Annotated in this window: 29 protein-coding genes; 12 read left to right on the plus strand and 17 right to left on the minus strand. The window is 51.4% G+C overall.

The features are described from left to right. Positions 1-22: 22 nt before the first annotated feature. The 9 genes from D6024_RS21325 to D6024_RS21365 form a co-directional block, all read right to left on the minus strand. The gene (locus tag D6024_RS21325) at positions 23-223 is read right to left on the minus strand and encodes a hypothetical protein (protein WP_121356845.1); all 201 of its coding nucleotides are present in this window, start codon (positions 221-223) and stop codon (positions 23-25) included. 23 nt (positions 224-246) lie between these two features. Continuing rightward, positions 247-1,614: a hypothetical protein gene (locus D6024_RS21330; protein ID WP_121356846.1), complete on the minus strand. Its 1,368-nt coding sequence runs from the start codon at positions 1,612-1,614 to the stop codon at positions 247-249. A 511-nt stretch (positions 1,615-2,125) separates the two neighbouring features. After that, positions 2,126-2,470: a hypothetical protein gene (locus D6024_RS21335; protein WP_121356847.1), complete on the minus strand. Its 345-nt coding sequence runs from the start codon at positions 2,468-2,470 to the stop codon at positions 2,126-2,128. A gap of 285 nt (positions 2,471-2,755) precedes the next feature. Next, positions 2,756-5,137: a hypothetical protein gene (locus tag D6024_RS21340; protein ID WP_121356848.1), complete on the minus strand. Its 2,382-nt coding sequence runs from the start codon at positions 5,135-5,137 to the stop codon at positions 2,756-2,758. 197 nt (positions 5,138-5,334) lie between these two features. After that, the gene (locus D6024_RS21345; protein WP_121356849.1) at positions 5,335-5,751 is read right to left on the minus strand and encodes a DUF4293 domain-containing protein; all 417 of its coding nucleotides are present in this window, start codon (positions 5,749-5,751) and stop codon (positions 5,335-5,337) included. 205 nt (positions 5,752-5,956) lie between these two features. Further along, positions 5,957-7,351 (minus strand): hypothetical protein, encoded by a 1,395-nt coding sequence (locus tag D6024_RS21350; RefSeq protein WP_121356850.1) that lies wholly within the window; start codon positions 7,349-7,351, stop codon positions 5,957-5,959. 72 nt (positions 7,352-7,423) lie between these two features. Beyond that, the gene (locus tag D6024_RS21355) at positions 7,424-8,005 is read right to left on the minus strand and encodes a YceI family protein (protein WP_121356851.1); all 582 of its coding nucleotides are present in this window, start codon (positions 8,003-8,005) and stop codon (positions 7,424-7,426) included. Positions 8,006-8,442: 437 nt separating this feature from the next. Beyond that, on the minus strand, positions 8,443-9,057 hold the full coding sequence (locus tag D6024_RS21360; RefSeq protein WP_162944918.1) for an START domain-containing protein: 615 nt from the start codon (positions 9,055-9,057) through the stop codon (positions 8,443-8,445). A 357-nt stretch (positions 9,058-9,414) separates the two neighbouring features. Then, positions 9,415-10,689 carry a serine hydroxymethyltransferase gene (locus D6024_RS21365; protein ID WP_121356876.1) on the minus strand — a complete coding sequence of 425 codons (1,275 nt, stop codon included), beginning with the start codon at positions 10,687-10,689 and terminating at the stop codon, positions 9,415-9,417. A gap of 247 nt (positions 10,690-10,936) precedes the next feature. Between D6024_RS21365 and D6024_RS21370 the strand changes: the two genes are divergently transcribed. Together D6024_RS21370 and D6024_RS21375 are read left to right on the plus strand one after the other, a co-directional pair. After that, positions 10,937-11,929, plus strand: a complete 993-nt coding sequence (locus D6024_RS21370; protein WP_121356853.1) for a sugar phosphate nucleotidyltransferase — start codon at positions 10,937-10,939, stop codon at positions 11,927-11,929. Positions 11,930-12,014: 85 nt separating this feature from the next. Beyond that, positions 12,015-12,995, plus strand: coding sequence for an NAD(P)H-dependent flavin oxidoreductase (locus tag D6024_RS21375; protein WP_240410112.1), 981 nt, complete (start codon positions 12,015-12,017; stop codon positions 12,993-12,995). Here D6024_RS21375 and D6024_RS21380 read toward each other — a convergent pair. Then, positions 12,943-13,554 (minus strand): 2'-5' RNA ligase family protein, encoded by a 612-nt coding sequence (locus D6024_RS21380; RefSeq protein ID WP_121356854.1) that lies wholly within the window; start codon positions 13,552-13,554, stop codon positions 12,943-12,945. The genes D6024_RS21375 and D6024_RS21380 overlap by 53 nt on opposite strands. A gap of 45 nt (positions 13,555-13,599) precedes the next feature. Next, positions 13,600-14,397 carry a hypothetical protein gene (locus D6024_RS21385; protein ID WP_121356855.1) on the minus strand — a complete coding sequence of 266 codons (798 nt, stop codon included), beginning with the start codon at positions 14,395-14,397 and terminating at the stop codon, positions 13,600-13,602. A 224-nt stretch (positions 14,398-14,621) separates the two neighbouring features. Here D6024_RS21385 and gatC point away from each other — a divergent pair, with 224 nt between their 5' ends. The 4 genes from gatC (at position 14,622) to D6024_RS21405 (ending at position 16,934) form a co-directional block, all read left to right on the plus strand. Continuing rightward, a complete protein-coding gene (gene gatC / locus D6024_RS21390; RefSeq protein ID WP_121356878.1) occupies positions 14,622-14,921 on the plus strand; it encodes an Asp-tRNA(Asn)/Glu-tRNA(Gln) amidotransferase subunit GatC in 300 nt (99 codons plus the stop codon). After that, positions 14,921-15,619, plus strand: a complete 699-nt coding sequence (locus D6024_RS21395; RefSeq protein ID WP_121356856.1) for an ABC transporter ATP-binding protein — start codon at positions 14,921-14,923, stop codon at positions 15,617-15,619. Before gatC ends, D6024_RS21395 begins: the two co-directional genes overlap by 1 nt. 65 nt (positions 15,620-15,684) lie before the next feature. Continuing rightward, the gene (locus tag D6024_RS21400) at positions 15,685-16,251 is read left to right on the plus strand and encodes a cob(I)yrinic acid a,c-diamide adenosyltransferase (RefSeq protein WP_121356857.1); all 567 of its coding nucleotides are present in this window, start codon (positions 15,685-15,687) and stop codon (positions 16,249-16,251) included. A gap of 80 nt (positions 16,252-16,331) precedes the next feature. Beyond that, entirely contained in the window at positions 16,332-16,934 is a 603-nt protein-coding gene (locus D6024_RS21405) for a DUF922 domain-containing protein (protein WP_162944919.1), read from the plus strand. Between the two features lie 84 nt (positions 16,935-17,018). On the opposite strand, the gene D6024_RS21410 is transcribed toward D6024_RS21405, so the two are convergent. The 6 genes from D6024_RS21410 to D6024_RS21435 all read right to left on the minus strand — a co-directional run bounded on the left by D6024_RS21410 (position 17,019) and on the right by D6024_RS21435 (position 23,643). After that, positions 17,019-17,651, minus strand: a complete 633-nt coding sequence (locus tag D6024_RS21410; protein ID WP_121356859.1) for a deoxynucleoside kinase — start codon at positions 17,649-17,651, stop codon at positions 17,019-17,021. 78 nt (positions 17,652-17,729) lie between these two features. Continuing rightward, positions 17,730-18,728, minus strand: a complete 999-nt coding sequence (trpS, locus tag D6024_RS21415; protein ID WP_121356860.1) for a tryptophan--tRNA ligase — start codon at positions 18,726-18,728, stop codon at positions 17,730-17,732. A gap of 263 nt (positions 18,729-18,991) precedes the next feature. Continuing rightward, entirely contained in the window at positions 18,992-20,143 is a 1,152-nt protein-coding gene (locus D6024_RS21420; RefSeq protein ID WP_240410113.1) for an LptF/LptG family permease, read from the minus strand. Between the two features lie 34 nt (positions 20,144-20,177). Next, a complete protein-coding gene (gene tgt, locus D6024_RS21425; RefSeq protein WP_121356862.1) occupies positions 20,178-21,317 on the minus strand; it encodes a tRNA guanosine(34) transglycosylase Tgt in 1,140 nt (379 codons plus the stop codon). Between the two features lie 299 nt (positions 21,318-21,616). After that, positions 21,617-22,267, minus strand: coding sequence for a 16S rRNA (guanine(527)-N(7))-methyltransferase RsmG (gene rsmG, locus D6024_RS21430; RefSeq protein WP_121356863.1), 651 nt, complete (start codon positions 22,265-22,267; stop codon positions 21,617-21,619). 257 nt (positions 22,268-22,524) lie between these two features. Beyond that, on the minus strand, positions 22,525-23,643 hold the full coding sequence (locus tag D6024_RS21435; RefSeq protein ID WP_121356864.1) for a glycosyltransferase: 1,119 nt from the start codon (positions 23,641-23,643) through the stop codon (positions 22,525-22,527). Positions 23,644-23,734: 91 nt separating this feature from the next. On the opposite strand from D6024_RS21435, the gene D6024_RS21440 reads away from it, so the two are divergent. The 6 genes from D6024_RS21440 to D6024_RS21465 all read left to right on the plus strand — a co-directional run. Beyond that, on the plus strand, positions 23,735-24,127 hold the full coding sequence (locus tag D6024_RS21440) for a hypothetical protein (protein ID WP_121356865.1): 393 nt from the start codon (positions 23,735-23,737) through the stop codon (positions 24,125-24,127). 14 nt (positions 24,128-24,141) lie between these two features. Beyond that, positions 24,142-24,555, plus strand: a complete 414-nt coding sequence (locus D6024_RS21445) for a bactofilin family protein (protein ID WP_121356866.1) — start codon at positions 24,142-24,144, stop codon at positions 24,553-24,555. Continuing rightward, positions 24,539-24,751, plus strand: a complete 213-nt coding sequence (locus D6024_RS21450; protein WP_121356867.1) for an AtpZ/AtpI family protein — start codon at positions 24,539-24,541, stop codon at positions 24,749-24,751. Before D6024_RS21445 ends, D6024_RS21450 begins: the two co-directional genes overlap by 17 nt. Beyond that, positions 24,748-25,152: a hypothetical protein gene (locus D6024_RS21455; protein ID WP_121356868.1), complete on the plus strand. Its 405-nt coding sequence runs from the start codon at positions 24,748-24,750 to the stop codon at positions 25,150-25,152. The genes D6024_RS21450 and D6024_RS21455 overlap by 4 nt, the downstream gene beginning before the upstream one ends. Next, positions 25,145-25,771 (plus strand): SprT-like domain-containing protein, encoded by a 627-nt coding sequence (locus D6024_RS21460; RefSeq protein WP_121356869.1) that lies wholly within the window; start codon positions 25,145-25,147, stop codon positions 25,769-25,771. Before D6024_RS21455 ends, D6024_RS21460 begins: the two co-directional genes overlap by 8 nt. Positions 25,772-26,044: 273 nt before the next feature. After that, the coding region (locus tag D6024_RS21465; protein WP_121356870.1) for a family 16 glycoside hydrolase at positions 26,045-26,230 on the plus strand (186 nt) is incomplete at its 3' end.

The raw sequence follows: 26,230 nt of genomic DNA on the forward strand, positions 1-26,230 counted from the left end.
CCGGCGGGCAGGCTGGTCCAGGTCAGGGCTGATCCGGTGGTGCCGTTTTCCCTGTTTGGGAGTTGCTCAGCGTGATGGTGCCCGTGCCCGGAGCCGAAGCGCAGATGCTGTTTCCGCTCAGGGTATAGACGACCGGATTGGCCACTTCGGTGATGGAGGCATTGGCCGTTTGCGAGGTACAGCTGGTGGGGGCAGCCCCGGTGGCCAGCACGTAGTAGCTCACACCGGCGGGCAGGCTGGTCCAGGTCAGGGCTGATCCGGTGGTGCCGTTTTTTTTTTAAGCTGGTAGCTCACCCCTGTTTGGGAGTTGCTCAGCGTGATGGTGCCCGTGCCCGGAGCCGAAGCACAGATGCTGTTGCCGCTCAGTGTGTAGACTGTTGGCAGAGCGGCAACCGTTACGGTTGTTGAGGAGGTACAACTACCATCCGTGGACGTAAAGTTGATGGTGTGCGTACCAACGCCTGCAACCGATGGTGTAAACTGGTTGTTGCTAACTCCGGGGCCACTGAAGGTACCCGAGATGTTTGCTGTCAGGGCTTGCGGCGTGGTGTTGCTCACACAGAAAGGTCCGATCTGGGTGATTTGTGTACTGCCGAAGGTGAAGCTGACGGGAATGGGATCCATAAAGTCCTTCAGTGCTGCAGTGGATGAAGCGGAGGCTTTTGTTTTCACCCACAGTGTTGATACGTTGAGGCCTGCACAAGAGGCGCCAGACAGGTTCAACAGATAGGTGATGTTGACGGCTGCCTCCACAAAGGCAAATTGCTGGTAGGTGTTGGAGCCGAAGGCAGTGTAGGGAACACCGGTTTCTGCCCCGCCACGGTTGGTCTCGGCATAGGCATTGGCTGCCAGCGTAGTGGTGGGCGTGATCTGCTGCCAGGCCCAGGTGCTGCCGCTTTTCTTCCACTGGTAGATATACACGTTGGGTTTGGAACCACCGTTGGTGTACTCCATGGAAATGATCATGTCGTTGAGCGTACGGCCACCACCGGATTTATTGGCATCGTTGGGAAAAAGAGGTGTACCGGTAAAGGTGCCATCTGCGTTTTTCGTAATACCACCCTGCGATAATTCGAAGTCGATATAACTGGTCCCGTTGGTGGAAAGACGGTCGCCGGAGATAAAGACCCATTGGTTGTTGCTCGCGTCACTGGACACATGATAAAGGGCATTGTTGATGTCGTTTTTATCAGGTGCCGAATTGGTAAACCAGGCCAAAGAACTGACGTAGTCATTGAATTTACTGCCGGTGGTAAAGATCCCATCGTTACTGGTGTAGGGGTCTGTGGCCCGCCCGCTTCGGGAAGGGTCGACGGCCGTAATGGTCGTACCGGATACCGTAAAAACAGAGCCGCCCGTACCGCCCGGGCCTGGAAACCAGTCGCCCTGGTTGGCAGCAAATGGCGATGGAGTGGTTGGCGTGTTGGCCTTCAGGCCACCGTCAATCGCAAAACCACCGGTAGGAGGACTCACCGACGCCACCTGGGCTTGTGTAACGTGGAAGGAAAAGGCGAGCATGCAAAAAAGTAGCGTTTTGGCGTGGGTTCGCCGAAGCAGATTTGACAGTGTTGTCGTCAGTGATCTGGCCGAGGTTTGGTTGTAGTACTTCGCCATAAAATATATGTTTTTAAGTGAAAGAGACAGGTGAATGGCAAGGCCAGCTGGCCTTGCTTCGCAGCAAGGGTCAGGCATTCCTTAGGATAAAAGGAGAGGAAGCGAAACGGGGATTCCGGTATGCTAAAAGGGGTGTGCGATCAGGGGGTAGTGATAAGCACATACATGCAAACAACGATGTTGTTTTTGGTAGAAATTGGACGGTTCGGCGTAGGGGTTAAACTGGTATTCGCAGATGGTTAAAGAAAAATCTGTTTGAAGATAGAAGTAAAAAAAATAATATGCAAGAGGTACTGCTCATGAAGGAGAAATATTTTTAATACCCTGAATTGCCCTTCAAAATGATTTTGAGTAAAAGCTGATGGTGGTAGAAAAGGACTTTCATCCAAAAGAAATCCAGGCAATGAAAGCAGAATGGTGATCGCTTATCGTGAGCAAGGAAAATGGACGTATAAGTGGGCAAAAAAGAGCCGGTTTATCATGGGCCCTTCATCAGAATACAGGTGAACGATTATCGCAGCCGTTCAAGGCTTTTCTGCCATTTCTGGTCGTTGCGAATGCCATGGGTTGCCAGCATGTAAAACAGAAGGTTCGCAAAATAAAACAGGCACCAGAGGGCCCTGTCGCCGCGGTTAAAAATGGCTGATCTCCAAAAATAGCATACCAATAAAACAACACGCAGGTCAACCGTATCCGGAACGGTGTCCCGCTGCCAGTTGCCGACATAAAACGGAAAACGGAACGAATGGCGTCGAAAATAGAAGTCAGCCGATACCTTATCCGCTGGTGAAGCCAAACGGGTAAAGCTGGCGTCGTTTTTAGGCAAGGGACGAAGCGCCGGCAAGATCCTTTTCATCTTTGAAGAGACGACAACGGGCCCTATTTTCAGGACATCAAAAATCTCCTCGCTTCATTCAACGCATTGGTTGAGTAAGGGCACTCCATTTGGGTCATTGAGCACAATACCGATGCAGTCAGGAAAGCAGATTGGGTCATTGACCCGGGGCCTGAAGCTATTGCCGATGGCAGTTACCAGATGTATGCACGAAAGCCGCAAGGATTGCGGTAGGCAGAAGAAAGAAGGAGGTTTATCGAAGTAATGTGGTGCTGCGGTGAAAACTTCCTGTTGGTAAAGCAACCATCAGGAGACTTCTTCTAAATTGATCTCTACCCGCAGTGCTTTTAAGCCTTTTATTCCCTGTAGTTCTTCCAACTCCAGCATTTCGATACCGGGGTGCAGCACGTTCTTTTTCTGCAGAAAGCGGATGTATTCCTCATACTCTTGCGCCTCCCTTGGATTGGAATAAACAACCGCAATTCTTCCCGGCTGCGTCAGTCTTTCGCTGGTGTCTTTGATGTGCACTTTGTCCAGGCGCTTTTTAATGATCTCGTAACGGATGTTGTAAGAACCTTCCACGTCGAACCGCCTTTCGTCCCGGAGAAAACTGATGGTGATGGGTTGGCTGTGAAGAAGGATCAACTGTGTAGTGAGCAGCGGCAGTTTTAGGCTAGGCAGTAGCCTGTGTGTTACGCTGGCTGCACCGGCCATGGCCTTCAATTGCCAGAGGCGGATATTTTTTAAGTAAAAAGGATCAAAAGGCCTGTTGGGTGAAATGGACTGGCCGATGTAAATGTTGTATTCGATCCCGTCGGTGCGGTATTTTTCAAAATAGTGGGGGTACGACTGCTGAATGGCGTCTTCCTCTCCCTCCAGGTAGGAAAGAACAGCGTTGTTGACAGCCGCCACCGACTCTTCGTATTCGTAGCGGTTGCGGCCTAACGGGCTGTCACCCTGATTGCGCAGGCTGAAATAGCTGTCAATGATCTTCCCGGCGTCACTGTTGGTTTTTTGCAGGTGCAAAAAAAGCGGCTCCACTTCGCCGGCGAAAAACTCATTGATCATGACCTCGTCTTCCGTGGTCAGGTGCTCCTCGATGGATTGCCGTATGTTTTCGTTCTTGAATTCGAGGCCCTCCAGGAGCGGCAGCGACATGGTGTTTTGCAGTTGGGTCAGCACTGAGGCAATCAGGGCCAGGTGCTCTTTCAGGTCTTTTTGAAGGGCCCGGCTCCGCTCTACGGAGGAATTGCGAATATCGATAGCGCCATAGAGAGGATACACGTCCTGGAAGGTGACGGTTTTGCAGCTGTTGGGCCGGCTGTTGCTGCGCAAATGCTCCCAGGCCACTTCTGCAAATTTCCACTCGACGGACTGCTGCAGGGCCGTAAAGCGTTCCCGAACCACTTTTTCAACGCGGCTGTGAAAATCGTCACGGCACTTGAGTACAGCCAGTGAGATCAGCGGAATAGCAGGCTCCAGCCGCAGGATGGTCTCGTGGGTGAGTGCACCTTTGTTTGGCGATGCCAGTTCGAGGTAGCCGATCAGTCCATCTCCGTTCTGCATGGGGTAGAAAACATAGCTTTTGACGCCCTGCTCCACAAAGGGCTTCATAAAAGGTGCAAACTGAAGCATTTCTTCCGTGACGTGGGTAATGGGCATCGGCGTGCCGGCCTGCCCGACGAATTGGACAAACGCGTGATAGTCGCAGCCACTGCCTGTATTGCCGGCTTTCCATTGCTGCGCCACCAGGCTGTCCTTGCTGGCCTGTTCGTCAAAAACAACCTGCCCGTTGATGGTGACGAAAGGCATGAGGCCGACCTCCACGTCGTTCAGACCCACCAGTGCCTTGATGGCGGTTTTCAATTCTTCCATGGCCTCCAGGCCGCAGCTTTCGCGGAGCAGGATCTTTTTGATGATCTCCAGCGATTCGGAGGTGGTAACGTCTTCGGCCACCCAAACACCAAATCCTTCGGCCCGGAAAAGGTGGAGCGGCATGGTCTCCAGTTGTTTTTCCAGGTCCAGGATGCGGAAGGTGTTCATACACACGGCGCAGTTGTGAATGTCCGGCAAGGACCCTTCGAGATGAAGGTCGATGAACCGGCGATCGTACCGGATCTTGTAATAACGCCGCATGCCGGTTGCCGGGTCGGACACAGGGTAAATAAGATGGCGGTCTTCGTTGAGGTGCATGCCATAGAACTTTTCCAGCACATGGTCGTAAATGGCGGCGCACTGAATGGCTTTCAGTTCGTCGGTTGGAACGCCGTCGGGCAGCAACAGGTATTGTTCTTTCTTGTCGAAAAAAAGTTGTCGGAACTCATTGGAATAATAAAAGACCCGGAACTGGTAGGGCGAAGACAGCGCATAATTGTTCTGTTCCCCGCTGCCGACCACGGGAAACAAAGCAGTCGTCAGCAATTCCATCAGATCGCTGTGCGCATCTATCACGCCGGTATCGGAAATGGGTTGAAGCAGGGAAGGCTCGCTTTCAAATTTTTTGATCAGGTAACTGTACAGGCGTTCTTTTGTTTCCGAAACGGAAGCCCGCATGTCTTTCAGGTAATCTACAAAAGGCTTGAACGAGATCTGGCTGTTGAGAAACGGCATCGCCTCGAGGATAAGGGGAGAGGCGGCCAGTATCTTCGGGCTTTTCGAGGGCTTCACCACGGGCATTTCGTCCAGCATAACATCAGGTTTTAGTGACGAAACAGGAAAGCAGGGAGGATGCAGTTTAAAGGTACAAATTTGGCCGGATAGTGAATGGTTGATATTGGCTATTGGGATATTTATTGGCGGCTGCCTGGTTGAAGATGGTATGAATGCCGGCCTGCCATAAAAAAAGCGCCTTTTTCAAGACGCTTCTCTAAGCATTGAATGTTCTGTCAGCGCAGCCGGTCAAGGCTTTTGATCAGCTTTTGATCGTGCCGGATACCGCGGGCCGCCAGCAGGTAAAAAACAAAGATGGCAAAGTAGAAAAGACACCACAAGGCCATGTCGCCCCGGTTGAAATGACCGATCTCCAAAAAGTACAACAGCAACAGCACCGCACTCAGGAGAAGGCCAAGATAGGAGAGCCGCAGTTGCAGTTTACGGTTGCTGAAAAGGAAGATGTTCACAAAGGCCAGTACGCCGGTAATGGCTGTAAGGATCGTGAGCACCGTTGTGCTTTGTGCATTCAGGTCAACCGTATCCGGAACGGTGTCCCGCTGCCAGTCGCCGACATAAAACGGAAAACGGAAGGTGATGGCGTCGAAAATAGCAGCCAACAGGAGCCAGACGGATTGTATACGTTGAATCATGTATCGAATTTGTTGTAAAAATAGGGAGGAATGAATATGCAGGACGGCTTTGCTGCAAGGCGGATGGCAAAGCTGTTCGGCTTCGTCCAATCCTGTCTTCTTTCAAACCGGAATACAGGGTGGTTAGTGTACGAATCATTTTAGCCCGTGCAAAGGAAAAGCGGGCACCGGGCCCGCTTTTTTTTAAGGATGGACAGTTTCGTCATTAGAAGCCGACAACTGCTTCGATAACATAACCATGGAACTTGCCACCGTTGCGATAATCTGCTACCGGGAAGTCGTTGTAGTTTTGATTCACAACTTCACCTTTCAGCAACACGTTTGGTGTCAGGAACCAGCCAGCTACACCGGCAACCCTGTTCACTGTTACCGGATTTGCGATGCCGCTCAATTCAGCTTTCACGGTGTTGTAGCGGCCACCGATATAAACTTTTTCGCTGCTGCCAAATCTGTAGATTGCTTCACCGGCATACTGGAAGGCCAAACGGGTGGCGGTTTCTTTGCTGGTGCGGCCTTCGGCTCGTTCGGCCGTACCAAAGAGTTCAAAACCTTTTACTTTCAGGAAACCATTTACCACGGCGGCATCTACTTTTTTAGAGAAGCCCGGGTTCAGACGGCCAGAGAACGCAATGGCTGTCGATGCGCTGGCGGCGGCTGATGCTGTGAGCGGGTTGGTTACCCATTTTTCCACGACGTTTTGATAGTTGGAACCGGTGCGGTCGCCACCATAAAGTGTCAAACCACTTCCGGCATTACTGCCGTTGTGATAGAAGCTACCGCTAAGCCGTACTCGAACCGCGTCGGTGATCTGCTTGTCAAAGCCACCTTTCACGTAAAGGGAAGGGCTTCTTTTTACATTGCCATCGATCACGGACCCGTCAGAAGCTTTGGTGATGTAGGTTGTATCCACGTTGCCTTTGATCATACCGTTGGTTAAGCCCACCATTCCGAAGAAGCCGTTCTTCTGCAGGTAAACCTCGCCACCGATTTCGGTTGCAAAGGCATCCATGATGTTGCCTTCCATGAAGGGGCTTTGCAGGGTTTGGCCACCATCCGGACGACGGAAGTGTTCATCGCCATAGTTGATTTCGAAGTGACCCACTTTGATGGTGGTAATTTTCATCAGGTTTGTCCAGAACTGGCCTTTAAACGGCAGTTTGTCAAACTGGATATAACCGCCTTTTACCCATGCTTCGTTGTGGTGACGGGCAGAAAGATAGGTTGTCACATTCAGGCGGATACCGTCGGCCAGCTGGATGTCGGTGAATAGGTTGGCCTGTGCCGTCATGAAGCCGGATTGAAGCGGGTAAAGTTTATTGGCCTGGGCGGTTGCCACTGTTGTACCACCGTTGTTCGTGGCTGAATTTTCATGCTTCAGGTTTTGGAACTGTTGTGTAAAGCCGGCACCGAAACGGATACGCTTACCGGTATATGGAATGGTGTCTTCTGCTTTGGTGGTTTCAAAAACATTGATGCCTCTTTGGTCGTAGGGCCTCCAGTAAGAGGGGCGCAGGTACACTTCCTTGTCGGGGCTCTGTGCATTTGAGGCAAACGGCACAGCGGCTATCAATAAAGCAATTGGAATGATTCTCTTTTTCATAATTCAATTTTTTACAGTTTAGAATGGATCAAACCGGGACGAGCGGTCTTCTGTCTGATGATTATTTCGGAATTAAAAACGAACGTTATAGTTGATGGTCAGGTCGTCGTACACTTTCATCATGCCGAGCATGTATTTGGGCGGGTTGATGCCCCATTCGGTCATTTTGATTTTTTTGCTTCCGCTGATTACCTGTGATCCGTCTGCATTTTTGTGCGTGTTGGCCACCAGTGTAATGTCGCGGGTGTTGCCGGAGATGGTCAGCTGGCCCACTAGGTTCATTTGTGCACCGTTGCCTGACGCGCTAACCAGTTTAAAGGTGATGTTGGGGAATTTCTCCACTTTCAGCGCATCGTAGGCTCTTGAGTTCAGCAGGCCTTCATCGCTTTTCAGTGTTTTTACCGGCATGTTAAACGTCAGGGGCTGGATGCCTTCCACCAGCTTGGTGGCGGGGTTGATCGTGAAGTTGGCTTCCAGGTTGCTGCCGCTGGAGATCATCTTCCAGTCGTGGATGTTGGAAGTGCCCAGGAGGGTCACCTCGTAAGAGAAGGTTTTCTTTACCGTTTGTGCGTTTGCTTGCACCGTGGTTAAAAATGCAGTGGCCGCGATAAAGAGGAAGCGGAAAAGTTGGCTGGTGATATTCCTTGTTTTCATGATGACAATTTTTTTGGTTAATGACAAGTCAAAAGTATCCCGCCGGTGGGCTCCGGGAAATGAGATCGATACCGTATGCACCTGATTTTAAAATTGTCTTGCATGAGAAAAGTCAGGATTTGACTCTTGCGAAGTCATTTCTGTGGGAATTGCAAATCGGCGAATGCCCTGGTAAGCGTTTCAATGGCGAATTGTTATGTATAACCAACCGGATCGTGCCATTGCCATGCCGCTGGCAATACCAATTGTCGTGTTGGTAAAAGCAGGTGGAAAGAGTTTATCCGATGGGCAGATAACAGTTGGCAGCAGGAGAAAAGCGGTGCATTTTTACGCAGTCAGGTTTTTACCTTGTTCGGGATAAAAAGAGAAAAGCCTTTTGCCGGCAGAGGCGCAGAACAAAAGGCCTGGAAAGGATGGTGTTTTTCACCGTTGACGGCTTATTTATTCAATTGTTCGGAGAGTTTGCGGAAGCTTTCAAACGGGCCTTTGTCCACAAGGGCATTGACCAGCCACCCGGGCAGGCTGCCACCGGGATCGGCTTCAAACACATATTCAATATGAAGCTTGCCGGGCTCCGGTGCCGTCACCAGCCAACTGTTGGCCGAACGCGGCACCCGCACTTTCCCGTTCACGGCAGGTAGATAGTCCGGTACACCAACGGCGGCGATTTTCAGGAAACGATCCTGGCTGTCGCGGATGAAGCGGATATGAACGATGGCATCCCTGTTTTGCAGGGGCCAGGGCAGAAAGGTTTCGGTGTAATAAAAGTATTCAGTGGCACTCACCCTTTTGAGAATATAGGAACGCTTGGTATTGTAGATCCAGGTTTTGTGATTTTCCACGTTGTTCAGCACCTGCAGGAGTTTATCGAACGTGCCGTTGATGGTGCATTCCACCTTGATGCGTTTGTACACGGATTGATCCATGTCGGATTCAAATACCCGGATCCAGTCGATGTTTTTTACCAGGCTCCATTCTTTCTGGCCGTAGGCAGTGCCGGCCAGGAAGAAGCAGAAGAACAGGAGCAAACGGTAAATTCGGCGATGTGTCATAAATCCCTGATTGAATCCGGTGCAAATTATCCTGCAGCCGCCGGGCAAAGCATGATATTGGGCAGCCGGAACCCTATCGTTTGTCAATTTCCGGGATGATCGTTTGCGTAAAACCGGGAGTGAACAGTTTTGTTTTGCCCTGCCCGGTGTAAAAGAAAAGGGCATCTGGTTTTTGGGCCATCGACCGGGTGAAAAGAGTTGATTCGATGACAGATGACGGTCGGGAGAAAAGCATGGCTCTTTTCCGAAGAGGGTTGGTTCGTCCAGGTGGCCGTTTTGTATCAGCCGGTGAAGCAAATGAAAAAACCGCTCTAGGGGAGCGGTTCTTATCCTTAAAGATGGACTTTCAATTCGTGTTTATAATTCCGGGTACAGCGGAAAGCCGCCCATCAGCTCATGCACCTCGCCGGACACGCGGCTGACAAGGGCTGTATCGTCAATATTCATTAAGACTTTGTCGATCAGGTCCACCACGGTTTGCATGTGTTCTTCCTTCAATCCTCTTGAGGTAATCGCCGGTACACCTACACGGATTCCCGATGTGACAAAGGGACTTTTGTCGTCAAACGGAACCGCGTTTTTATTCAGGGTGATGTGTGCCTTATCCAGGGTTTCCTGTGCTTTTTTGCCGGTGATATTTTTGTTCCGCAGGTCAATCAGCATCAGGTGATTGTCGGTGCCTTTGCTGATCAGGTGGTATTCTTTCGCCACGAAGGCTTTGGCCATGGCCTGTGCATTGGCCTGAACCTGCCTGGCATACGTCGTGAAATTATCGGTCAGGATTTCGCCAAAGGCAACGGCTTTGGCGGCGATCACATGCTCCAGCGGACCGCCCTGTGAACCCGGGAAAACCGCCAGGTCAAGCAGCTGGCTCATGGTGCGCAGATTGCCCTTGGGATCTTTGATGCCCCAGGGATTTTCGAAGTCATGGCGCAGCATGATAATGCCGCCACGGGGCCCGCGCAGGGTTTTATGCGTTGTTGAGGTAACGATGTGACAATGGTCGAACGGGTCGTTCAGCAAACCTTTGGCAATCAACCCCGCCGGGTGGGCGATGTCGGCAAAGACGATTGCTCCGATTTCGTCGGCCACTTTTCGGATGCGGGCATAGTCCCAGTCGCGGCTGTAAGCCGAGGCGCCGCAAATAATCATTTTGGGTTTCTCCGCCCGGGCCTTTGCTTCCAGTTGGTCGTAATCGATCAGCCCTTCGGGTGTGACGCCATAGTGAATGGCATGGTAGGTTTTGCCGCTGAAATTGGCGGGACTTCCGTGTGTCAGGTGGCCACCCATGCTCAGGTCGAGACCCATGAATTTTTCGCCCGGCTTCATCACGGCCAGGAACACCGCACCATTGGCCTGGGCGCCGCTATGCGGCTGTACATTGGCCCAGCTACAGTTGAAGATTTTCTTCAGGCGTTCGATGGCCAGCGTTTCCACTTCGTCCACCACTTCGCAACCGCCATAATAACGGCGGCCGGGATAGCCTTCGGCGTATTTGTTGGTCAGGACGTTGCCCATGGCCTGCATCACCTGGAGAGACGTGAAATTTTCCGATGCAATTAATTCAATGCCGTTGCGCTGGCGTTCCAGTTCTTTCCGGATAATGTCGAAGACCTGTGTATCTCTTTGCATGTTTTTACATTTTTGCGCAGCGAACAGGAGGAGCGGATTGTTCAACAAAACGGCATTCTTTGCGAATCCCGTTGCGATCTTCTGTTGGCTGCGGTTAAGGCGGTGCAAAAATAAGCCCCGGCAGACAAGAACCGGCAACTTGTTTCGTTGGAAGAAAAAGCAGTAATTTCGACCGCCTAATTTTTCACGATTGTTCATGATGACGTGAAGAGTGAAACAGTGGTTCGACTCATCGAAATACGATTCAATGAAAGCAATAATTCCCGTAGCAGGTGCCGGTACCAAGCTTCGTCCTCATACCTATACTCAACCCAAAGCGCTAATTCCCCTTGCCGGTAAAACGGTTCTCAGCATCATTATCGACCAGTTGCTGGAAGGAGGCATTCGGGAATACGTGTTTGTCGTAGGCTACCTGGGCGAGAAGATCCAGGACTATGTGCGGCTGAATTACCCGGATATCACCGCCCATTTTATTTACCAGAACGACCGCCAGGGCATCGGTCATGCCATCCGCCTTACCCGCAACCTGGTGGAAAACGATGAGGTGATGATCGTGCTGGGCGATACCATCGCCGATTACGACGTGAAGGCCGTCATTCAAAGCGATACGTCCATGATCGGTATTAAAAAAGTGGATGACCCGCGCAGCTTTGGCGTGGCCGAGATCTGCGAAGACGCCGAAGTGTCGCATGTTGTGGAAAAACCGCATATCCCCAAAAGCAACCTGGCGCTGGTGGGCATTTATAAAATCAAAGAAACCTCGATGCTGTTTGAGTGCCTGGAGGCCAACATCAGCCAGGGGATCAAAACCCACGGCGAATACAGCATTACCGATGCCATCGACTGCATGATCCGCAAGGGGGCTGCCTTCAAGGCGTTCAAAGTGGCGTCCTGGTTCGATTGCGGCAAGCGGGATACCCTGCTGGAGTCAAACGCTACGCTGCTGAAAAAATTCGGTTCGAAAGCCGAACCGTCACCCGCTTATGAAAATACGGTGATGATCCAGCCGGTGAGCATCGGCAAGGGGTGTGCCATCAAGAATTCCATCATTGGCCCCAACGTGACGATTGGCGACAATACGAACATCGATTATTCCATTATCAAAAATTCCATCATCGGTGCTTACTCCAACCTGTTTGATATCGTGCTGGACGATTCGCTCATTGGAAGCGATACGGTGATCCGCGGCGAAACCCGCACGCTGAACATCGGCGACAATACCGACATTGACCTGGGATGAGAAAGAGGTTCACGAGTTCAAAAGTTTGTGCATAAGCAAAAAAACAAAAGGCACATCCTGCCAGGCCAACCTTGAAACCCAACTCGTGAACTATTTTTACCCGATGTTTTCCAATCGAATCACCCAGCTTTTTGGCATCGAAGTCCCTATCATACAGGCCGGCATGATCTGGGCCAGTGGCTGGAAGCTGGCGAGTGCGGTGAGCAAGGCCGGCGGACTGGGAATCATCGGTGCCGGCAGCATGTACCCCGATACCCTGCGGGAGCATATTCAAAAATGCAAGGCTGCGACCACTAAGCCTTTTGCCGTCAATGTTCCTTTGCTTTACCCCGACCTCGACAAACATATCCAGGTCATCATCGACGAAGGCGTGAAGATTGTTTTCACCTCCGCCGGCAATCCCAAGACCTGGACGCAGCATTTCAAACAACACGGTCTAACGGTGGTGCATGTGGTCAGCAGCAGCAAGTTTGCGATCAAGGCCCAGGAAGCCGGCTGCGATGCCGTGGTGGCCGAAGGTTTTGAAGCCGGCGGGCACAACGGACGTGAGGAAACCACCACGTTTGTACTGCTGCCGGTAGTGAGCGGCGCGGTGCAAATACCGGTGATAGCGGCGGGAGGCATTGCCACCGGCCGCCAGATGCTGGCTGCGATGGTGCTGGGTGCCGAAGGGGTGCAGATCGGGACCCGTTTTGTGGCGAGCGAAGAAGCGTCTTCCCATGCTGCATTTAAGCAGGCGGTGATCCATGCAGGCGAAGGCGATACGCAACTGATGCTGAAAAAACTAACCCCGGTGCGCCTGCTGAAAAACAAATTTTTTCAGGAGGTACAGCTGGCCGAGGCACGCGGCGCCGACGAAGCCGAACTGAAACAGATACTGGGCCGGGCCAGGGCCAAACTGGGAATGTACGAGGGCGGGCTGGAGGAAGGCGAACTGGAAATCGGCCAGGTCAGTGCCCTGGTGAAAGACATTCTTCCGGCAGGGCAGATCGTGCAGGATATCTGGGAGGAGTTTACGGCTGCCTTGCAACATCCGCTGGCAAAGGAGCCGCAAAAGGTGCCGTGAACACGACGTCCCAGTTACGACCGTTGTGCTTCAGCAGCGACAGCCCGGCTGCATCAAACGATTCCCTGAAAATTTCCTGTTGAAAAAAGGGCCAGGCTTCTGCGAAATCTTTTTTGTGCAGGTCTCTCGTGGCAATGGTGATGTGGGGGTGGAAGGGGCGGTTCTCGATCTTCATCCCGTACGCCGAATGGCGAAAAAAAGCGTCGGCGGTTTTCTTTACTGCCTGCAATGCGCTGCTTTCCCGGACGGCAACAAAGATCGTTCGCGGCCGGAAGGCTGAAAAATCGTTGGTGGTTAAGGGAAAAGGTGCAACCTGCTGTGCCAGTTTTTGCAGGTCCTGTTGCAGTGCGGACTCGTTTGCCCCCTCCATCCAGAACGGGGGGGCAAGTGTAATATGGGCGGGTGATTTCAGGCCCACCTTGCAGCCATAGTGTTCCTGCATTTGTTTTTTGTACACATGGATTTTTTCATTCAGCGTTGCCGGCAATACCACGGCAACGAAGTACATTTTTGCATCTGGCCGCCCCCTGTCCATGTACAGTTCCTTTCCGGCAAACATAAAAAAACGCCTGCACAAGGCAGGCGTTTCTCCCCGCAGCCGGTTTTATTTATCGTGGTCGATATCCAAGCCGTCTTCGTCTTTTTGCAGGGTAAAGTTGTCTTTGCCTTCCAGGAATTCCTTGTATTTCGCTGTGGCTTCCGCGGATAGCTTTTTGCCGTTCACCGTTAACTCCTTGCTCCGGTATTCGATTTTGTAGTTGCTTTTTTTATTGAGCAACCCGTCTGCATCAAGAGCGTTCACCAGGTTTTTGTAATTGGTGATTTCCTTGCGGGCTTTGGCGATATCTGCCTTGGCTTCCTTCATGGCTTTTTCGATCTGGGGCTGAATGCCTGCGAGTTCCTCCTTCATTTTTTTCATGTCGATCTCTTTCACTTTTTCCATTTCCACTTTTGCCTTTTCCAGTTCCGCCTTTACTTTTTCCATGTCCGCTTTGGCAAGCGACTCACTGATTTCTTTTTTCATTTTCTCGCTGTCGATCTCCTTCAGGGCTTTTTGCATTTCAAGATCGATCTTTTGCCTGTCCACCTCTTTCATGGAGCGGGCCAGTTCTTCCTTCATTTTTGCCATGTCCTGCTCCATGTTTTTCATGGCCTTGCGCACTTCGCTTTCGATCTTGTCGCGGTCCCATTCTTTCAGGGCCCGCTGCATTTCCATTTCACCTTTATCAATCTCGGTAAGGGCTTCGTCAAGGTCGCGGATCTTTTTTTGGTTCGACGGGATGGTATCGGCAGAAATCGCTTTGGTCTTGTTGCCGGTCGTTTGGGCAAAGGCGACTGTCAGTACAAGGCCGCTGGCCAGCAACAGGAGGGGCAGGTTTTTGAAAAGAAATGCTTTTTTCATATCCGGTTGATTTTTTCGGTTCAATACAAACCTACGATGTGCTTCGTAAAGGAGGCTTACCGTTCATCAAGTTTTAGAAACGGCCGGCAGCGGGCTTTCGGTCTTCAGCCATGCGCTATCAGCAGGTTTATATGTACCGGTTTCAGGCTTCGGAGCTGCTTGCTGACGGCCAATCGCCAAGAGCTGACAGCCGACAGCTGATTGCTTTCAGCTATATTTGTTCCATGCTGGTAGACGACGCATTGATCGACAAACTTTCCCGCCTCTCCATGCTGGAGTTTGATGCCGCCGAGCGGGAGGAAATCAAGGCCGATCTGGAAAAAATGATCGGCTTCGTGGACAAGCTGAAAGAACTTGACACAACCGGTGTTGAGCCCCTGTTGCACATGGCCGGCGAGGTGAATGTGCTGCGCGAGGATGTGCCGGGCGGCATGCTGACACAGGCCGAAGCCCTGCAGAACGCACCCCTGCACAACGAGGCTTTTTTCCTGGTACCGAAAGTGATCAAAAAGGACGAAGCCTGATGCAGCCGGTCATTCAGTTCGTGGATGTACGGAAAAATTACTACCTCGGCAAAGTGGCCATCGAAGTGCTAAAGGGCATTTCGCTCCGCATCTTTCCTAACGAATACGTTGCACTGATGGGCCCTTCGGGCTCGGGCAAGAGTACGCTGATGAACATCATCGGCTGCCTCGACACACCCACGGAAGGCGAGTACCTGCTGGCCGGCCAGAGCGTTGGCGGCATGGCCGAAGACAGCCTGGCCGACGTTCGCAACCAGGAGATCGGCTTCGTGTTCCAGCAATTTCATTTGCTGCCCCGCCTGACTGCCCTGGAAAATGTGGCCCTGCCGCTGGTATACGCCGGTGTTTCCAAAAAAGAGCGGACCGAAAGAGCAAAAGCGGCACTGGCCCTGGTTCACCTGTCCGACAGAAGCCACCACAAACCCAATGAACTTAGCGGCGGGCAGAACCAGCGGGTGGCCATTGCACGGGCCCTGATTAACAACCCGTCCATCATTCTGGCCGATGAGCCAACCGGCAACCTCGATTCGAAAACCTCGGGGGAGATCATGGACATTTTCGACCAAATTCATGCGGCGGGCAATACGGTTGTATTGGTGACTCACGAAGAAGACATTGCCGCCCATGCAAAACGAATGATCCGCTTAAAAGACGGCATGATCGAAAACGATGCGCCGATTATTGCCGCCGGGAGGTAGCAGGCGGATGCGAAAATCGCACTGCCGGATTTTTGAATTTTTAGTTTTGACCTTTGTAAAGACTTATGGCATTTAAGATTTATACAAAAACAGGCGACAAGGGAAAGACATCGCTGATCGGTGGCACCAAGGTTGCCAAAAGCGACAGCCGGATCGAAACCTACGGCACGGTGGATGAACTGAACTCCTGGATCGGGCACATCAACGACCGGTTGAACGACGCGGAATTGAAAAACGAGCTGCGGGAAATCCAGGACCGGCTGTTTACCATTGGTTCGGCGTTGGCCACCGATGGCGAAAAGGAACCGAAAATGAAACTTCCCGACCTGCATACAAGCGACATTGCCTTCCTGGAGCACCGCATCGATGAAATGACGGCAGCACTACCGCCCATGAAGTCCTTCATCCTGCCCGGCGGTCATCCCGATGTTTCGGCCATTCATATTGTCCGCTGCGTCTGCCGCCGTGCCGAGCGTCTGGCAGTGGCCATGCAACAGGACAACCTGTTCGTAGATGAAAAAATAATCCAATATCTCAATCGTCTCAGCGATTACCTGTTTACACTGGCCCGCTACGTTGCCCAAAAACTGGGTGCCGAGGAAGTGCCCTGGCGCCCCCGGTTAAACCCCTGAAATCGGGATTTGGCCGATGAATGCAAAGATTTCATGTGCCCTTAAAAAATTTTTTTCAAGAGGTTTCGTTATTTCCATACATGAAACTCTTCCACCTCTTACCCTTACTCGGATTAACTGTCAATTTTTCCGGAAAACAATTCCCTGACCAACCGCAGGCTTTTGTGAGCGCACAGGCCGGAGCCCCGGGTTCCGTTGTCTATAATGAAGGCGAAACGGTCATCCCGTGGACGGCTGAGCGAAAGCTGATGTGGGATGATTTTCTTTGCGAACCCAAAAAAGAAGGCGACGCTGTTGCATCGACCAGCACCTCGCTCGGGCTTTCCTATAAAGTGCGGGAGGGGCAACTGTCGTTTCATATCTCCTGTAATTTTTCGAAGGAAAAATCCTGGGGTGCCCTGAAAACCGAATATATCCTGGCCCACGAACAAGGACATTTCGACATTACCGAGATCCATGCCCGCAAGCTTTACGAGGCGTTGTACAATTATGAATACAACCCGGCAACGTTTAAAACCGATATTGCTGCGATCTACAACCGCATTGTGAAAGATAAGGAAGAGATGCAGGAAGCCTATGACGGACTGACGGATCACAGCCGCCGCCGGGGTGTACAGGAAGAATGGCTGGAAAAGATCGATGGTTTGCTCAATGCAACGGAGATGTTTTCGACCTATCCCTAAAAAAAATTACGGCAACAATAAAAAAATCCCGCTCTCGAGCGGGATTTTTTTAAGATATGATTTCCGGCAAAAGGAGTTTCCTGGCTAAAAAAGTCCGAAAAGCTGGGCGTCGATCAGGTTGATGACCTTACCGAGGTCTTCTTCTTTCTCGCCAAACTTGTTCTCGTCTCCGTTGATAATGAGCAGTGGTCCTTCGGTATAATTCTCGATCCACTTGTTGTAGTATTCGTTCAGGCGTTTCAGGTAATCGAGGCGGATATTTTCTTCGTATTCCCGTCCCCGTTTTTGGATCTGCCCAACCAGCGTGGGCACCGATGCCTGGATGTAAACCAGCAGGTCAGGCGGGTTTACCATTGCCTTCAGCGTCTGGAAGAATGAAAAATAGTTGTCGAAGTCGCGTTTACTCATCAGGCCCATTTCGTGAAGGTTTGGGGCAAAGATGTGCGCATCTTCATAGATCGTTCTGTCCTGGATCACGGTTTCCGTGCCCCGGTGAATCTCGATCAGCTGGCCCAGGCGGCTTTGAAGGAAATAGATCTGCAACTGGAAACTCCAGCGGGGCATGTCTTCGTAAAAATCGTTCAGGTACGGGTTGTTCTCCACATCTTCAAAATGTGGGATCCATTTATAATGCTTGCTCAATTGCTGCGTCAGCGTGGTTTTTCCAGCACCAATGTTCCCGGCAACGGCTATGTGTTTTGGTTTGGCTGTTTTCATGATATTCCCTGCCCTCGAGCAGAGTGAGGCTTTTTTAAGGCGTTAAAAATAGAGTTTTCCGGCTACTTGCAGGCAGTGTCAGAAATAATTTAATCCAACAAGTTTCCGCGTTTGCGCAATGGTTTCGCGGGCACTTTCTCTTGCTTTTTCGGCACCCTGCTCCACCACTTTTTTCAGGTAGGCTTCGTCTCTGCGGATGCTTTCCGCTTTTTCGCGGATCGGTGTAATGAAAGCCACCATGTCTTCCGCCAGTTGCTTTTTCATGTCGCCATAACGGATGGCGGCATTGTTGAAGTCCTCGCGGAATTTTTGCACCGTGCTTTCTTCGCTCACGAGTTGCATCAGTTGAAAAAGGTTCTGAATGTAATCGGGCATTTCCGAATGGGGGGTCGTGGGACCGCTGTCGGTTTTGGCCTTCATGACTTTTTTCCGAATGAGGTCATTGTCATCGGCCAGGTACAGCGTGGCAAACTGGTTCTCGCTTTTGCTCATTTTGCCGGCACCATCGAGGCTGGGCACTTTTAGCAGGCTTTCGCCGAAGTTGAAGGCCTTTGGTTCCGGGAACAGTTCGCCGTAGCGGTGATTGAAGCGCTGGGCAAAATTGCGGGTGATCTCGAGGTGCTGTTCCTGGTCTTTGCCCACCGGTACATATTTGGCGCGGTGAATCAGGATATCCGCCGCCATGAGAACGGGATACGTGAGCAAGCCGGTGTTCACGTTATCGGGCTGCAGGCGCACCTTGTCCTTGAACGTAGGCGTTTTTTCCAGTTCGCCTTTGTAGGCCAGCATGTTCAGGTTCAGATAGAGTTCGGCAATTTCCGGTACGGTGCTTTGTACGTAGAGACAGACCTTCCCGGGGTCCAGTCCTGCGGCAATGTTTTCCGCCAGCACGTGCAGCACACTGTTGCGCAATTCCTTTGTATCGGGATGGGTGGTGAGGGAGTGCCAGTCGGCCACAAAAAAATAACAGTCATACTCCTCCTGCATGCGCACATAGTTGCGCATGGCGCCAAAATAATTGCCCAGGTGAAGATTCCCCGTGGGCCTGATACCGCTGACAACGATCTCCTTTTTCATAAGGCGGCAAAAGTAAGGAAAGCCCCCCTACCCCCCAAGGGGGATTGGCCAAACCACAAGGGCTTGCTTAAGCATGATGTCATGTTAGTACAATCATATTCTAAACGTTGAAGTGTGTGACGCAACGGAAGACGAGTTGAAATGCTGCTGCTGGTCACATAAAAGAATAACGCAGTCTTAAGGAAAGGCCGAGGCTTTGTTGTGTCATGCAAAAGCAAGGGTTTGTGGTTTGGCCACTTCCCCTTTGGGGGATCGAGGGGGCATTATTTAGGCGCCTTTTTGTACAGGTAAATTGCTACCAGCGTAAAGGCAATGTTGGGCATCCAGGCTGCCAGCACGGGATGGAAATTACTCTTGATGGCAAACACGCTGGAGAAGCGGTCCGATAAAATATAAAGTGAAGCGATGATGATCCCGATCGCCAGGTGAAGGCCGCTGCCACCGCGGGTTCTGCGTCCGGCAATGATGGCGCCGATCAGCGTGAGCAGCACCACGGTATAGGGCGTGGCATTGCGCCGGGCCAGCTCAACTTTCAACGGTGCCAGTCCTTCGGTGGCCCGTTGTTCTTCCACCTTGATAAAATGATTCAGTTCCTGCGAGGTCAGTTTGTCCTTTAGGAATTCATCTTTTCGCAGTTCGGATGGCTGCAGGTTGAGCGACATGTTTTTGAGCGGGTACTGTTGCACCACTTCCCGGGCACTGTCGATCGTCCGTTCCACCACGTTGGAAAGTTTCCAGTTCTTTTTGGTAGAGTCCCACTCCAGCCGGTCGGCACGCAGGTTATAAACGACCTTGTTGTTTTTCACTTTGTAGAGAAAAAACGAATTGGCCGTTTTGGTTGTCGCGTCAAAATATTTGATGCCGGCATAGGTCACGGCGTCGAGACGTTTGTAAAAACAGTTCTCGCACCGCTGATAGCCCGTTTGCGGACTGGAGGGGTTGATGTATTTGTTTTCAAATGCACTGCGCACTTCATTGGCTTTGGGAATGGCATAGAGGTTGGCAAACCAAAGCACCAAACCGAGAAACAAGCCTCCCAGGATATAGGGCCGCAGCCAGCGCCGGAACGTGGTGCCGCTGGCCAGGATGGCAATCACTTCGGAGCGGAGCGCCATCTTGGACGTAAAAAAAATCACGGCAATAAAAACGAAAAGCGGAAACAACAGCCCCCAGATGAAGGGCACAAAGCCAACATAATACTGCTTGATGATCTGGAAAGTCGACAGGCCCGTCTTTACAAAATCATCTGTCTTTTCGCTGCTGTCTACCGCCACGGCGATCACCGTAAAGGAGAGCATGCAAAACAGAAAGGTGGTAAAGAATTTACGCAGTATGTACCAGTCGATCTTTTTCATTCCGCGAGGCGAATATAGAACGAAGATTTGCCGGGTGAGCAGGATTAACAGTTTTCGCAAACCCCGGTGGTTTTCAAGACCTCCGGGGTTGTGCTTACAGCCTTGTCTTCAGCACCGGCACCATTTCGTTTTTCCAGCTCAAAAAATCACCGGCCACGATGTGCTTTCGTGCTTCCTGCACGAGCCACAGGTAAAACGAAAGATTTTGCACCGATGCAATGGTCAGTCCCAGCAACTCGCTTGATTTAAAAAGGTGACGAACGTACGCTTTGCTGTAGTAGTGGCTCCATTCATTGTCCAGGCCTTCGTCGATGGGAGAGAAGTCGCGTTCCCATTTTTTGTTGTCGATGTTGATGACACCTTTGGTGGTAAACAGCATGGCGTTGCGGCCGTTGCGGGTGGGCATCACGCAATCGAACATGTCTACACCCAAGGCAATGCATTCCAGGATATTCCACGGCGTGCCCACGCCCATCAGGTAGCGGGGTTTGGCTTGCGGCAGGTGCTCGCAGCAAAGCTGGCAGATCTCGTACATCACCGGTTCCGGCTCACCGACACTCAGTCCACCGATGGCATTGCCGGTAGCTCCTTTGGAAGCAATGTACTCACACGAGGCCTTGCGCAGGTCGTGGTAAACGGCGCCCTGCACAATGGGAAACAGGTTTTGGGTATGTCCCCATTTGTCCGGTGTGTTGTTGAAATGCGTGAAGCAGCGGTCGAGCCAGCGGTGGGTCAGGTTCATAGAGTTCATGGCGTAGCGGTACTCCGAGTTGGCAGGCGGACATTCGTCAAAGGCCATCATGATGTCGGCGCCAATGGTGCGTTCGATGTCCATCACTTTTTCGGGGGTGAAGAGGTGCTTGCTGCCGTCGATGTGGCTTTGAAACATCACGCCCTGCTCGTTGATCTTACGGTTGGCCGCCAGCGAAAACACCTGGAAGCCGCCGCTGTCGGTGAGAATGGGCCGGTCCCAGTTCATGAAGCGGTGCAGGCCGCCGGCCGCTTCCATCGTCTCCATGCCGGGACGGAGGTAAAGATGGTAGGTGTTGCCCAGGATGATCTGCGCTTTCACCTGCTCTTTCAGTTGTTGCTGCGTCACGCCTTTCACGCTGCCGATGGTGCCCACCGGCATAAAGATGGGCGTTTGTATCTTGCCGTGATCGGTGGTGATGGTTCCTGCACGGGCCGCGGATTGCGGGTCTGTCTTCTCTAATTCAAAAGCTAATGCCGACATAAGCCGGCAAAGATAATCTCCCTGTTCCCCGAAAGGGAAGACTTTGGTCTGTTAAACTTTTTGTTTTCAAGCAAGCTGCCAATGCTGACTTTTCTTTTTATGTGACCAGCGAATGGATAGCTATGTAGCGTCCGTTGCGTCGCACACTTGAGCGTTCAGTAACTCTATCCGGCAGAGGAGAATTCACTCATAGATAACACAGATGAACACAGAATGAAAGCATCTGTGCCTTTCCTTACTAGCTGTGAGAAATTGTGGTTTTCACAACTGCGAAGTGTTGCTTTTGAAGAAAAACAGCTTTAAGAAAGTGGTGTGTAAAGAATGTATTTCTCTTTAAAATACGCCTCGTCAAAAATGTTGCTGATCTCGGTCATCTTCGGACGAAGGCCGCTTTCCGAAATTTCCTGGGCCAGGTCGCCGCCTTTCAAACAGATCAGGCCCGAACGAAGCTGCATCGCATTTTCTTCACTGCCCATTTTGTAGGTGCCGTTTTTTATCAAAGGTTTGCTCCATTGCCACAGGTCTTTCAGCGGCGCCACCGCACGGCTCACGGCAAAATCAAATTTTCTTCCTTTGATTTCTTCGGCACGGACATGTTGCGTGGTGATGTTGGGCAGGTCAATGGCTTCTTTGATGGCGTCGATGATCTTCAGTTTTTTCCCGATACTGTCCACCAGGTGAAATTTTACCTCCGGGAAAAAGATGGCCAGCGGCACGCCGGGAAAACCACCGCCGGTGCCGATGTCCACGATCTCGAGGCCGGCCGGAAAATCAAAAACCGCTGCGATGCTCAGCGAATGCAGGATGTGTTTTTCATAGAGGCTGTCGATGTCCTTGCGGGATATGACGTTGATCTTTGCGTTCCAGTCTTTGTAAAGTTCGTCCAGTGCTTTGAACTGCGCCAGTTGCTTTTCGGTAAAGTCGGAAAAGTATTTCAGCAAAATGTCCATGCGGCAAAGATAACGGCCCCCTTGATCCCCCAAGGGAGAAGTGGCTGCGCACAGTCCTCGCTTAATTGGTGATGCTTGTCTTGCTCAGTCATTTTCTGAACGTACAAGTGTGCGACGCAACAGATGCTCAATGATAATCTGTCGCTGGTGACATAAAAGAGAAGCCGTCCCCCGAAGGGACGGCTTCTTTCAAACGTATCGTGCAAAAGCCAGGGTCTGAGCGGGGCCACTTCCTCCTCCGGAGGGCGGGGAGGCTTTTAATTCCACGTCTTCCGTGGCTTCCTGTATACCGAACGGGCAAAGATGATGTAATAAAAAAACAGCCAGAGGTCCCAGAACAGGAAAAGCGGGAACAGGTCTTCTTCGCCCAGGCGTTTCATGGCCTTTTGCCAGATGATGGCCTGCGTGAGGAGACGCACACCCAACGGGATGAGTGCATAGCGCCAGTCGAAAAAAAGCAGCGATGCCACAAAAAGCGGGTAAAAAAGGAAAAAACTAAAGGTGTACAGCCCCAGCAAGGTCTGGTGCGATTTCTTGTAAAATTTCCCGGTGGAGTAATGCCGGCCTTTTTGCCGCATCCAGTCCTTCCAGGTGGTTTTGGGCGCCGAAATGGTAAACGCTTCCTTGTCCAGCACCACGGTGGTGTTGTGCTTGTTGGCCACCTGGTTGATGAACAGGTCGTCGTCGCCGCTGGGAATGTGGTTGATGGACGAAAAGCCCTTGTTGCGCAGAAAGAGGCTTCGTCGGTAGGCCAAGTTGCGGCCCACGCCCATGTAGGGCTTGCCGGCCAGCGCATAACTTAAATATTGCAGGGCCGTGTGAAAGGTCTCAAAGCGGATGGCCTTGTTCAGAAAGCCCGGTCGTTTTTGGTAGGCGCCATAGCCCAGCGCTACTTCCACGCCGTTGGCAAAAGCGTCCTGCATTTTGTACAGCCAGTGCTCGCTGGCCGGCACGCAGTCGGCATCGGTCAGTACCAAGATCTCGTGCCTGGCTTCCTTGATGCCAATCGAGAGCGGGTATTTTTTACCGGCGATCAGCTTGGCTTCCTGCGTCAGCTCCACGATCTGCAGTTTTTTAAAGGCCTTTTGCAGGTCGGCCAGGATGTATTTGCTTTCATCCACCGAGTTGTCGTTTACCACGATCACTTCGTGAGTGGTGGGATACTCCTGCACCAGCACTCCTGGCAGGTAGCGGGCCAGGTTCTCGTCTTCATCCCGGGCACAGATGATCACCGACACCGGGTGCTGCTGCGATTGTTGCCGTTCTTCCGGCTTGTAAAACGCTACGCGGCGAAAAAAATAGAGATAATAAAAAAGCTGTATGCAAGTAACAACAACGAAAATATAAAAGACAATAGCCTCCCAACCCATAAGCATGGCGCAAAGATAAGTGCTCGTCCGACCTCTCCCGCCGCAGAGTCGGCGAGAGGGTCGTTTTTCTCTATCTTTAGCCGGTTAAATCGTTTGTATGACAAAACTGGATGCGGGCACCACCCTGAAGCGACTGCGTAACCGCTACCGGCTGGTGGTGATGAACGACGATACATACGAAGAGGTGGTGACTTTCAAACTTTCCCGCCTGAGTGTGTATGTGATGTTGTCGAGCATTTTTGTACTGCTGGTGGGCTTAACGGTCGCGCTGATTGTTTTTACGCCGGTCAAGTATTATATTCCGGGCTACGGAAGTGCCAAAGTGAACCGGGAGTATCGCCAACTGAAGTACGTGACCGATTCGCTGGACAAGCAGTTGTCGTACCAGACTCAGTACATCAATTCGCTGAAAAAAGTGTTCAGCGGCGATACGGAGATGAAACTGGATACGACCAAAATCCAGGTACCGAAAGAAGAAGTCAACGATTAATCAAAATAGATCCTATGTTCAACAAAGAAAAAACCAACCCAAGCGAAAAAAATGCAATCACCAGCGCCACGCTGATCAGTGCCGGAACAGTTGTAAAAGGCGACCTGCGGTGCGAGAGCGACCTGCGCATCGATGGTGCTATCCACGGAAATGTTAGTTGCAGCGCCAAAGTTGTTATCGGTCCATCAGGCTTTGTGGAAGGAAATATTGACGGTGTTCACGCCGACCTGTCCGGCCGTCTGGTTGGAAACGTAACAGCAAAAGAAGTGGTGCAGTTGCGTGCCAGCGGTAACGTACATGGCAATATTTCTGCCGCCAGCCTGCAGATCGAAGCCGGTGCTGTTTTCAATGGCCAGAGCCAAATGGGACCGGTGGGCAACGTGGTGTTGATGAAAGAAGGAGAGACCATTCATGCCAAAGCAAACTAATGCCTCCAATGACCTGATGCGCTATGCAGGACTGGGCGCCCAAATCCTGGTGTCGATCGGTATTGCCGTATTCATTGGCCTGAAACTGGATCAATGGCTGCACGTGCCGTTTCCACTGCTCGTGTGGCTGCTGCCGCTGGTGGTGGTCAGCATGACGATTTATAAACTAATCAAAGAAACGTCGAAGAAAAAATGATTTTACGAAACCGATTCCGGGAGTTTGTACCGGTGGTGTTGCTTTTTGTTATTGTAAATGCGCTGGCCATTTCGCTGCGGACTTCCTGGATGAACTGGAATGTAAGCCAGGACCTGTTGATTTACGGCAATCTCTTTTTGTTTGCAATCACCTTTCTCTCGTTCCTGATCGCGGAGAAGGGTTTGCAAAACAAGAATCCGCACGCCTTTGTGCGTTCGGTGTATGGCAGCATCATGTTCAAGCTGTTTATCTGCCTCATTGCAGCGTTCATCTACATTGCCATTTACAAAAAGGCCATGAACAAACCGGCGTTTTTCGCCTGCATGGGACTGTACCTCGTGTACACGTTTTTAGAAGTTTCCATTCTGACGCGTTTGCTGCGCAAGAAGCCCAATGAGTAAAAAGCAAGCCCCGTTATCGGCATTGCAGGATTACCTGCCACCCAACACCTATGAGCCGGTGTTGCAGTACCTGCACTATTACAAAGTGCACCTAACGGTTGCACGGGAACGAAAAAGCATCCTGGGTGATTACCGCCACCGGCATGGCACCGAAACCCACCGCATCAGTGTCAACGGCAACCTGAATCCCTACGCGTTTCTGGTGACACTGCTGCACGAACTGGCGCACCTCCTCACCTTTGAAAAATGGGGCAATAAAGTTGCTGCGCATGGCCGCGAATGGAAAGCCGTTTTTGGCCAGTTGCTGGCACAGTTCATCGAGCATAATGTGTTCCCGCACGACATTAAAACGGTTCTCCTTCAAACTCTTCACAACCCGGCTGCATCCAGTTGTGCAGACGAAGCGCTGCTGCGTGTGCTGAAAACCTACGACAGCAAAAATGCCGGGGCCCTGTTTGTAGAAGACGTGCCCTCTGGCACCCTTTTTCAAACACATGACGGCCGTGTATTTCAAAAAGGCGAACGGGTGCGCAAGCGCTTCCGATGTGTAGAAGTGGCAACGAAGCGGCAGTATTTGTTCAGTCCTGTTTATGAAGTGGTTCCCGTTGCGGCGAATTGAAACCAATTGTCATTGGGCTACCGGCAAAGCGGGGAAGACTGACCATGCCAGGCTTTTTACCCTATAAGAAAACAAGTCAGCCACACGACAAGGACGGTAGAAGCCGGACGAATTTTTTCCCGGAGAAATGCTGTTCGCACTGTGTAATTGCAAAGAGGTAGCAATGGTTACCATTGCTTCTGTTGGTTCAATAGAAAAGAACAGTGAAAAAGACGGTTAATCAAGCTGCTATTGCAAAAAGCCTTACCTTGACTTCCTAACCTTATCCGCGATATGAAGAGAGTTTTTTTGCTTGCATTCGCCCTTACGACAGTTTACTTTTTGTCTGCTCAAACCTGGAAGCCATTGTTCAATGGTAAAGACCTCAGTGGTTGGAAGCAGTTGAATGGGAGGGCGAGATACAGGGTGGAGAACGGGGAGATTGTGGGCACGACGGTAATGGGGGAGCCCAATTCGTTT

The organism is Flavisolibacter nicotianae, assembly GCF_003628535.1.
Taxonomy (GTDB): domain Bacteria; phylum Bacteroidota; class Bacteroidia; order Chitinophagales; family Chitinophagaceae; genus Flavisolibacter; species Flavisolibacter nicotianae.

Bases quoted from the DNA above. Each gene is read 5' to 3' on its own strand.
- D6024_RS21330 (WP_121356846.1), bottom strand. From the start codon at position 1,614: ATGGCGAAGTACTACAACCAAACCTCGGCCAGATCACTGACGACAACA.
- D6024_RS21335 (WP_121356847.1), bottom strand. From the start codon at position 2,470: ATGAAAAGGATCTTGCCGGCGCTTCGTCCCTTGCCTAAAAACGACGCC.
- D6024_RS21340 (WP_121356848.1), bottom strand. From the start codon at position 5,137: ATGCTGGACGAAATGCCCGTGGTGAAGCCCTCGAAAAGCCCGAAGATA.
- D6024_RS21345 (WP_121356849.1), bottom strand. From the start codon at position 5,751: ATGATTCAACGTATACAATCCGTCTGGCTCCTGTTGGCTGCTATTTTC.
- D6024_RS21350 (WP_121356850.1), bottom strand. From the start codon at position 7,351: ATGAAAAAGAGAATCATTCCAATTGCTTTATTGATAGCCGCTGTGCCG.
- D6024_RS21355 (WP_121356851.1), bottom strand. From the start codon at position 8,005: ATGAAAACAAGGAATATCACCAGCCAACTTTTCCGCTTCCTCTTTATC.
- D6024_RS21360 (WP_162944918.1), bottom strand. From the start codon at position 9,057: ATGACACATCGCCGAATTTACCGTTTGCTCCTGTTCTTCTGCTTCTTC.
- D6024_RS21365 (WP_121356876.1), bottom strand. From the start codon at position 10,689: ATGCAAAGAGATACACAGGTCTTCGACATTATCCGGAAAGAACTGGAA.
- D6024_RS21370 (WP_121356853.1), top strand. From the start codon at position 10,937: ATGAAAGCAATAATTCCCGTAGCAGGTGCCGGTACCAAGCTTCGTCCT.
- D6024_RS21380 (WP_121356854.1), bottom strand. From the start codon at position 13,554: ATGTTTGCCGGAAAGGAACTGTACATGGACAGGGGGCGGCCAGATGCA.
- D6024_RS21385 (WP_121356855.1), bottom strand. From the start codon at position 14,397: ATGAAAAAAGCATTTCTTTTCAAAAACCTGCCCCTCCTGTTGCTGGCC.
- gatC (WP_121356878.1), top strand. From the start codon at position 14,622: ATGCTGGTAGACGACGCATTGATCGACAAACTTTCCCGCCTCTCCATG.
- D6024_RS21395 (WP_121356856.1), top strand. From the start codon at position 14,921: ATGCAGCCGGTCATTCAGTTCGTGGATGTACGGAAAAATTACTACCTC.
- D6024_RS21400 (WP_121356857.1), top strand. From the start codon at position 15,685: ATGGCATTTAAGATTTATACAAAAACAGGCGACAAGGGAAAGACATCG.
- D6024_RS21405 (WP_162944919.1), top strand. From the start codon at position 16,332: ATGAAACTCTTCCACCTCTTACCCTTACTCGGATTAACTGTCAATTTT.
- D6024_RS21410 (WP_121356859.1), bottom strand. From the start codon at position 17,651: ATGAAAACAGCCAAACCAAAACACATAGCCGTTGCCGGGAACATTGGT.
- trpS (WP_121356860.1), bottom strand. From the start codon at position 18,728: ATGAAAAAGGAGATCGTTGTCAGCGGTATCAGGCCCACGGGGAATCTT.
- tgt (WP_121356862.1), bottom strand. From the start codon at position 21,317: ATGTCGGCATTAGCTTTTGAATTAGAGAAGACAGACCCGCAATCCGCG.
- rsmG (WP_121356863.1), bottom strand. From the start codon at position 22,267: ATGGACATTTTGCTGAAATACTTTTCCGACTTTACCGAAAAGCAACTG.
- D6024_RS21435 (WP_121356864.1), bottom strand. From the start codon at position 23,643: ATGCTTATGGGTTGGGAGGCTATTGTCTTTTATATTTTCGTTGTTGTT.
- D6024_RS21440 (WP_121356865.1), top strand. From the start codon at position 23,735: ATGACAAAACTGGATGCGGGCACCACCCTGAAGCGACTGCGTAACCGC.
- D6024_RS21445 (WP_121356866.1), top strand. From the start codon at position 24,142: ATGTTCAACAAAGAAAAAACCAACCCAAGCGAAAAAAATGCAATCACC.
- D6024_RS21450 (WP_121356867.1), top strand. From the start codon at position 24,539: ATGCCAAAGCAAACTAATGCCTCCAATGACCTGATGCGCTATGCAGGA.
- D6024_RS21455 (WP_121356868.1), top strand. From the start codon at position 24,748: ATGATTTTACGAAACCGATTCCGGGAGTTTGTACCGGTGGTGTTGCTT.
- D6024_RS21460 (WP_121356869.1), top strand. From the start codon at position 25,145: ATGAGTAAAAAGCAAGCCCCGTTATCGGCATTGCAGGATTACCTGCCA.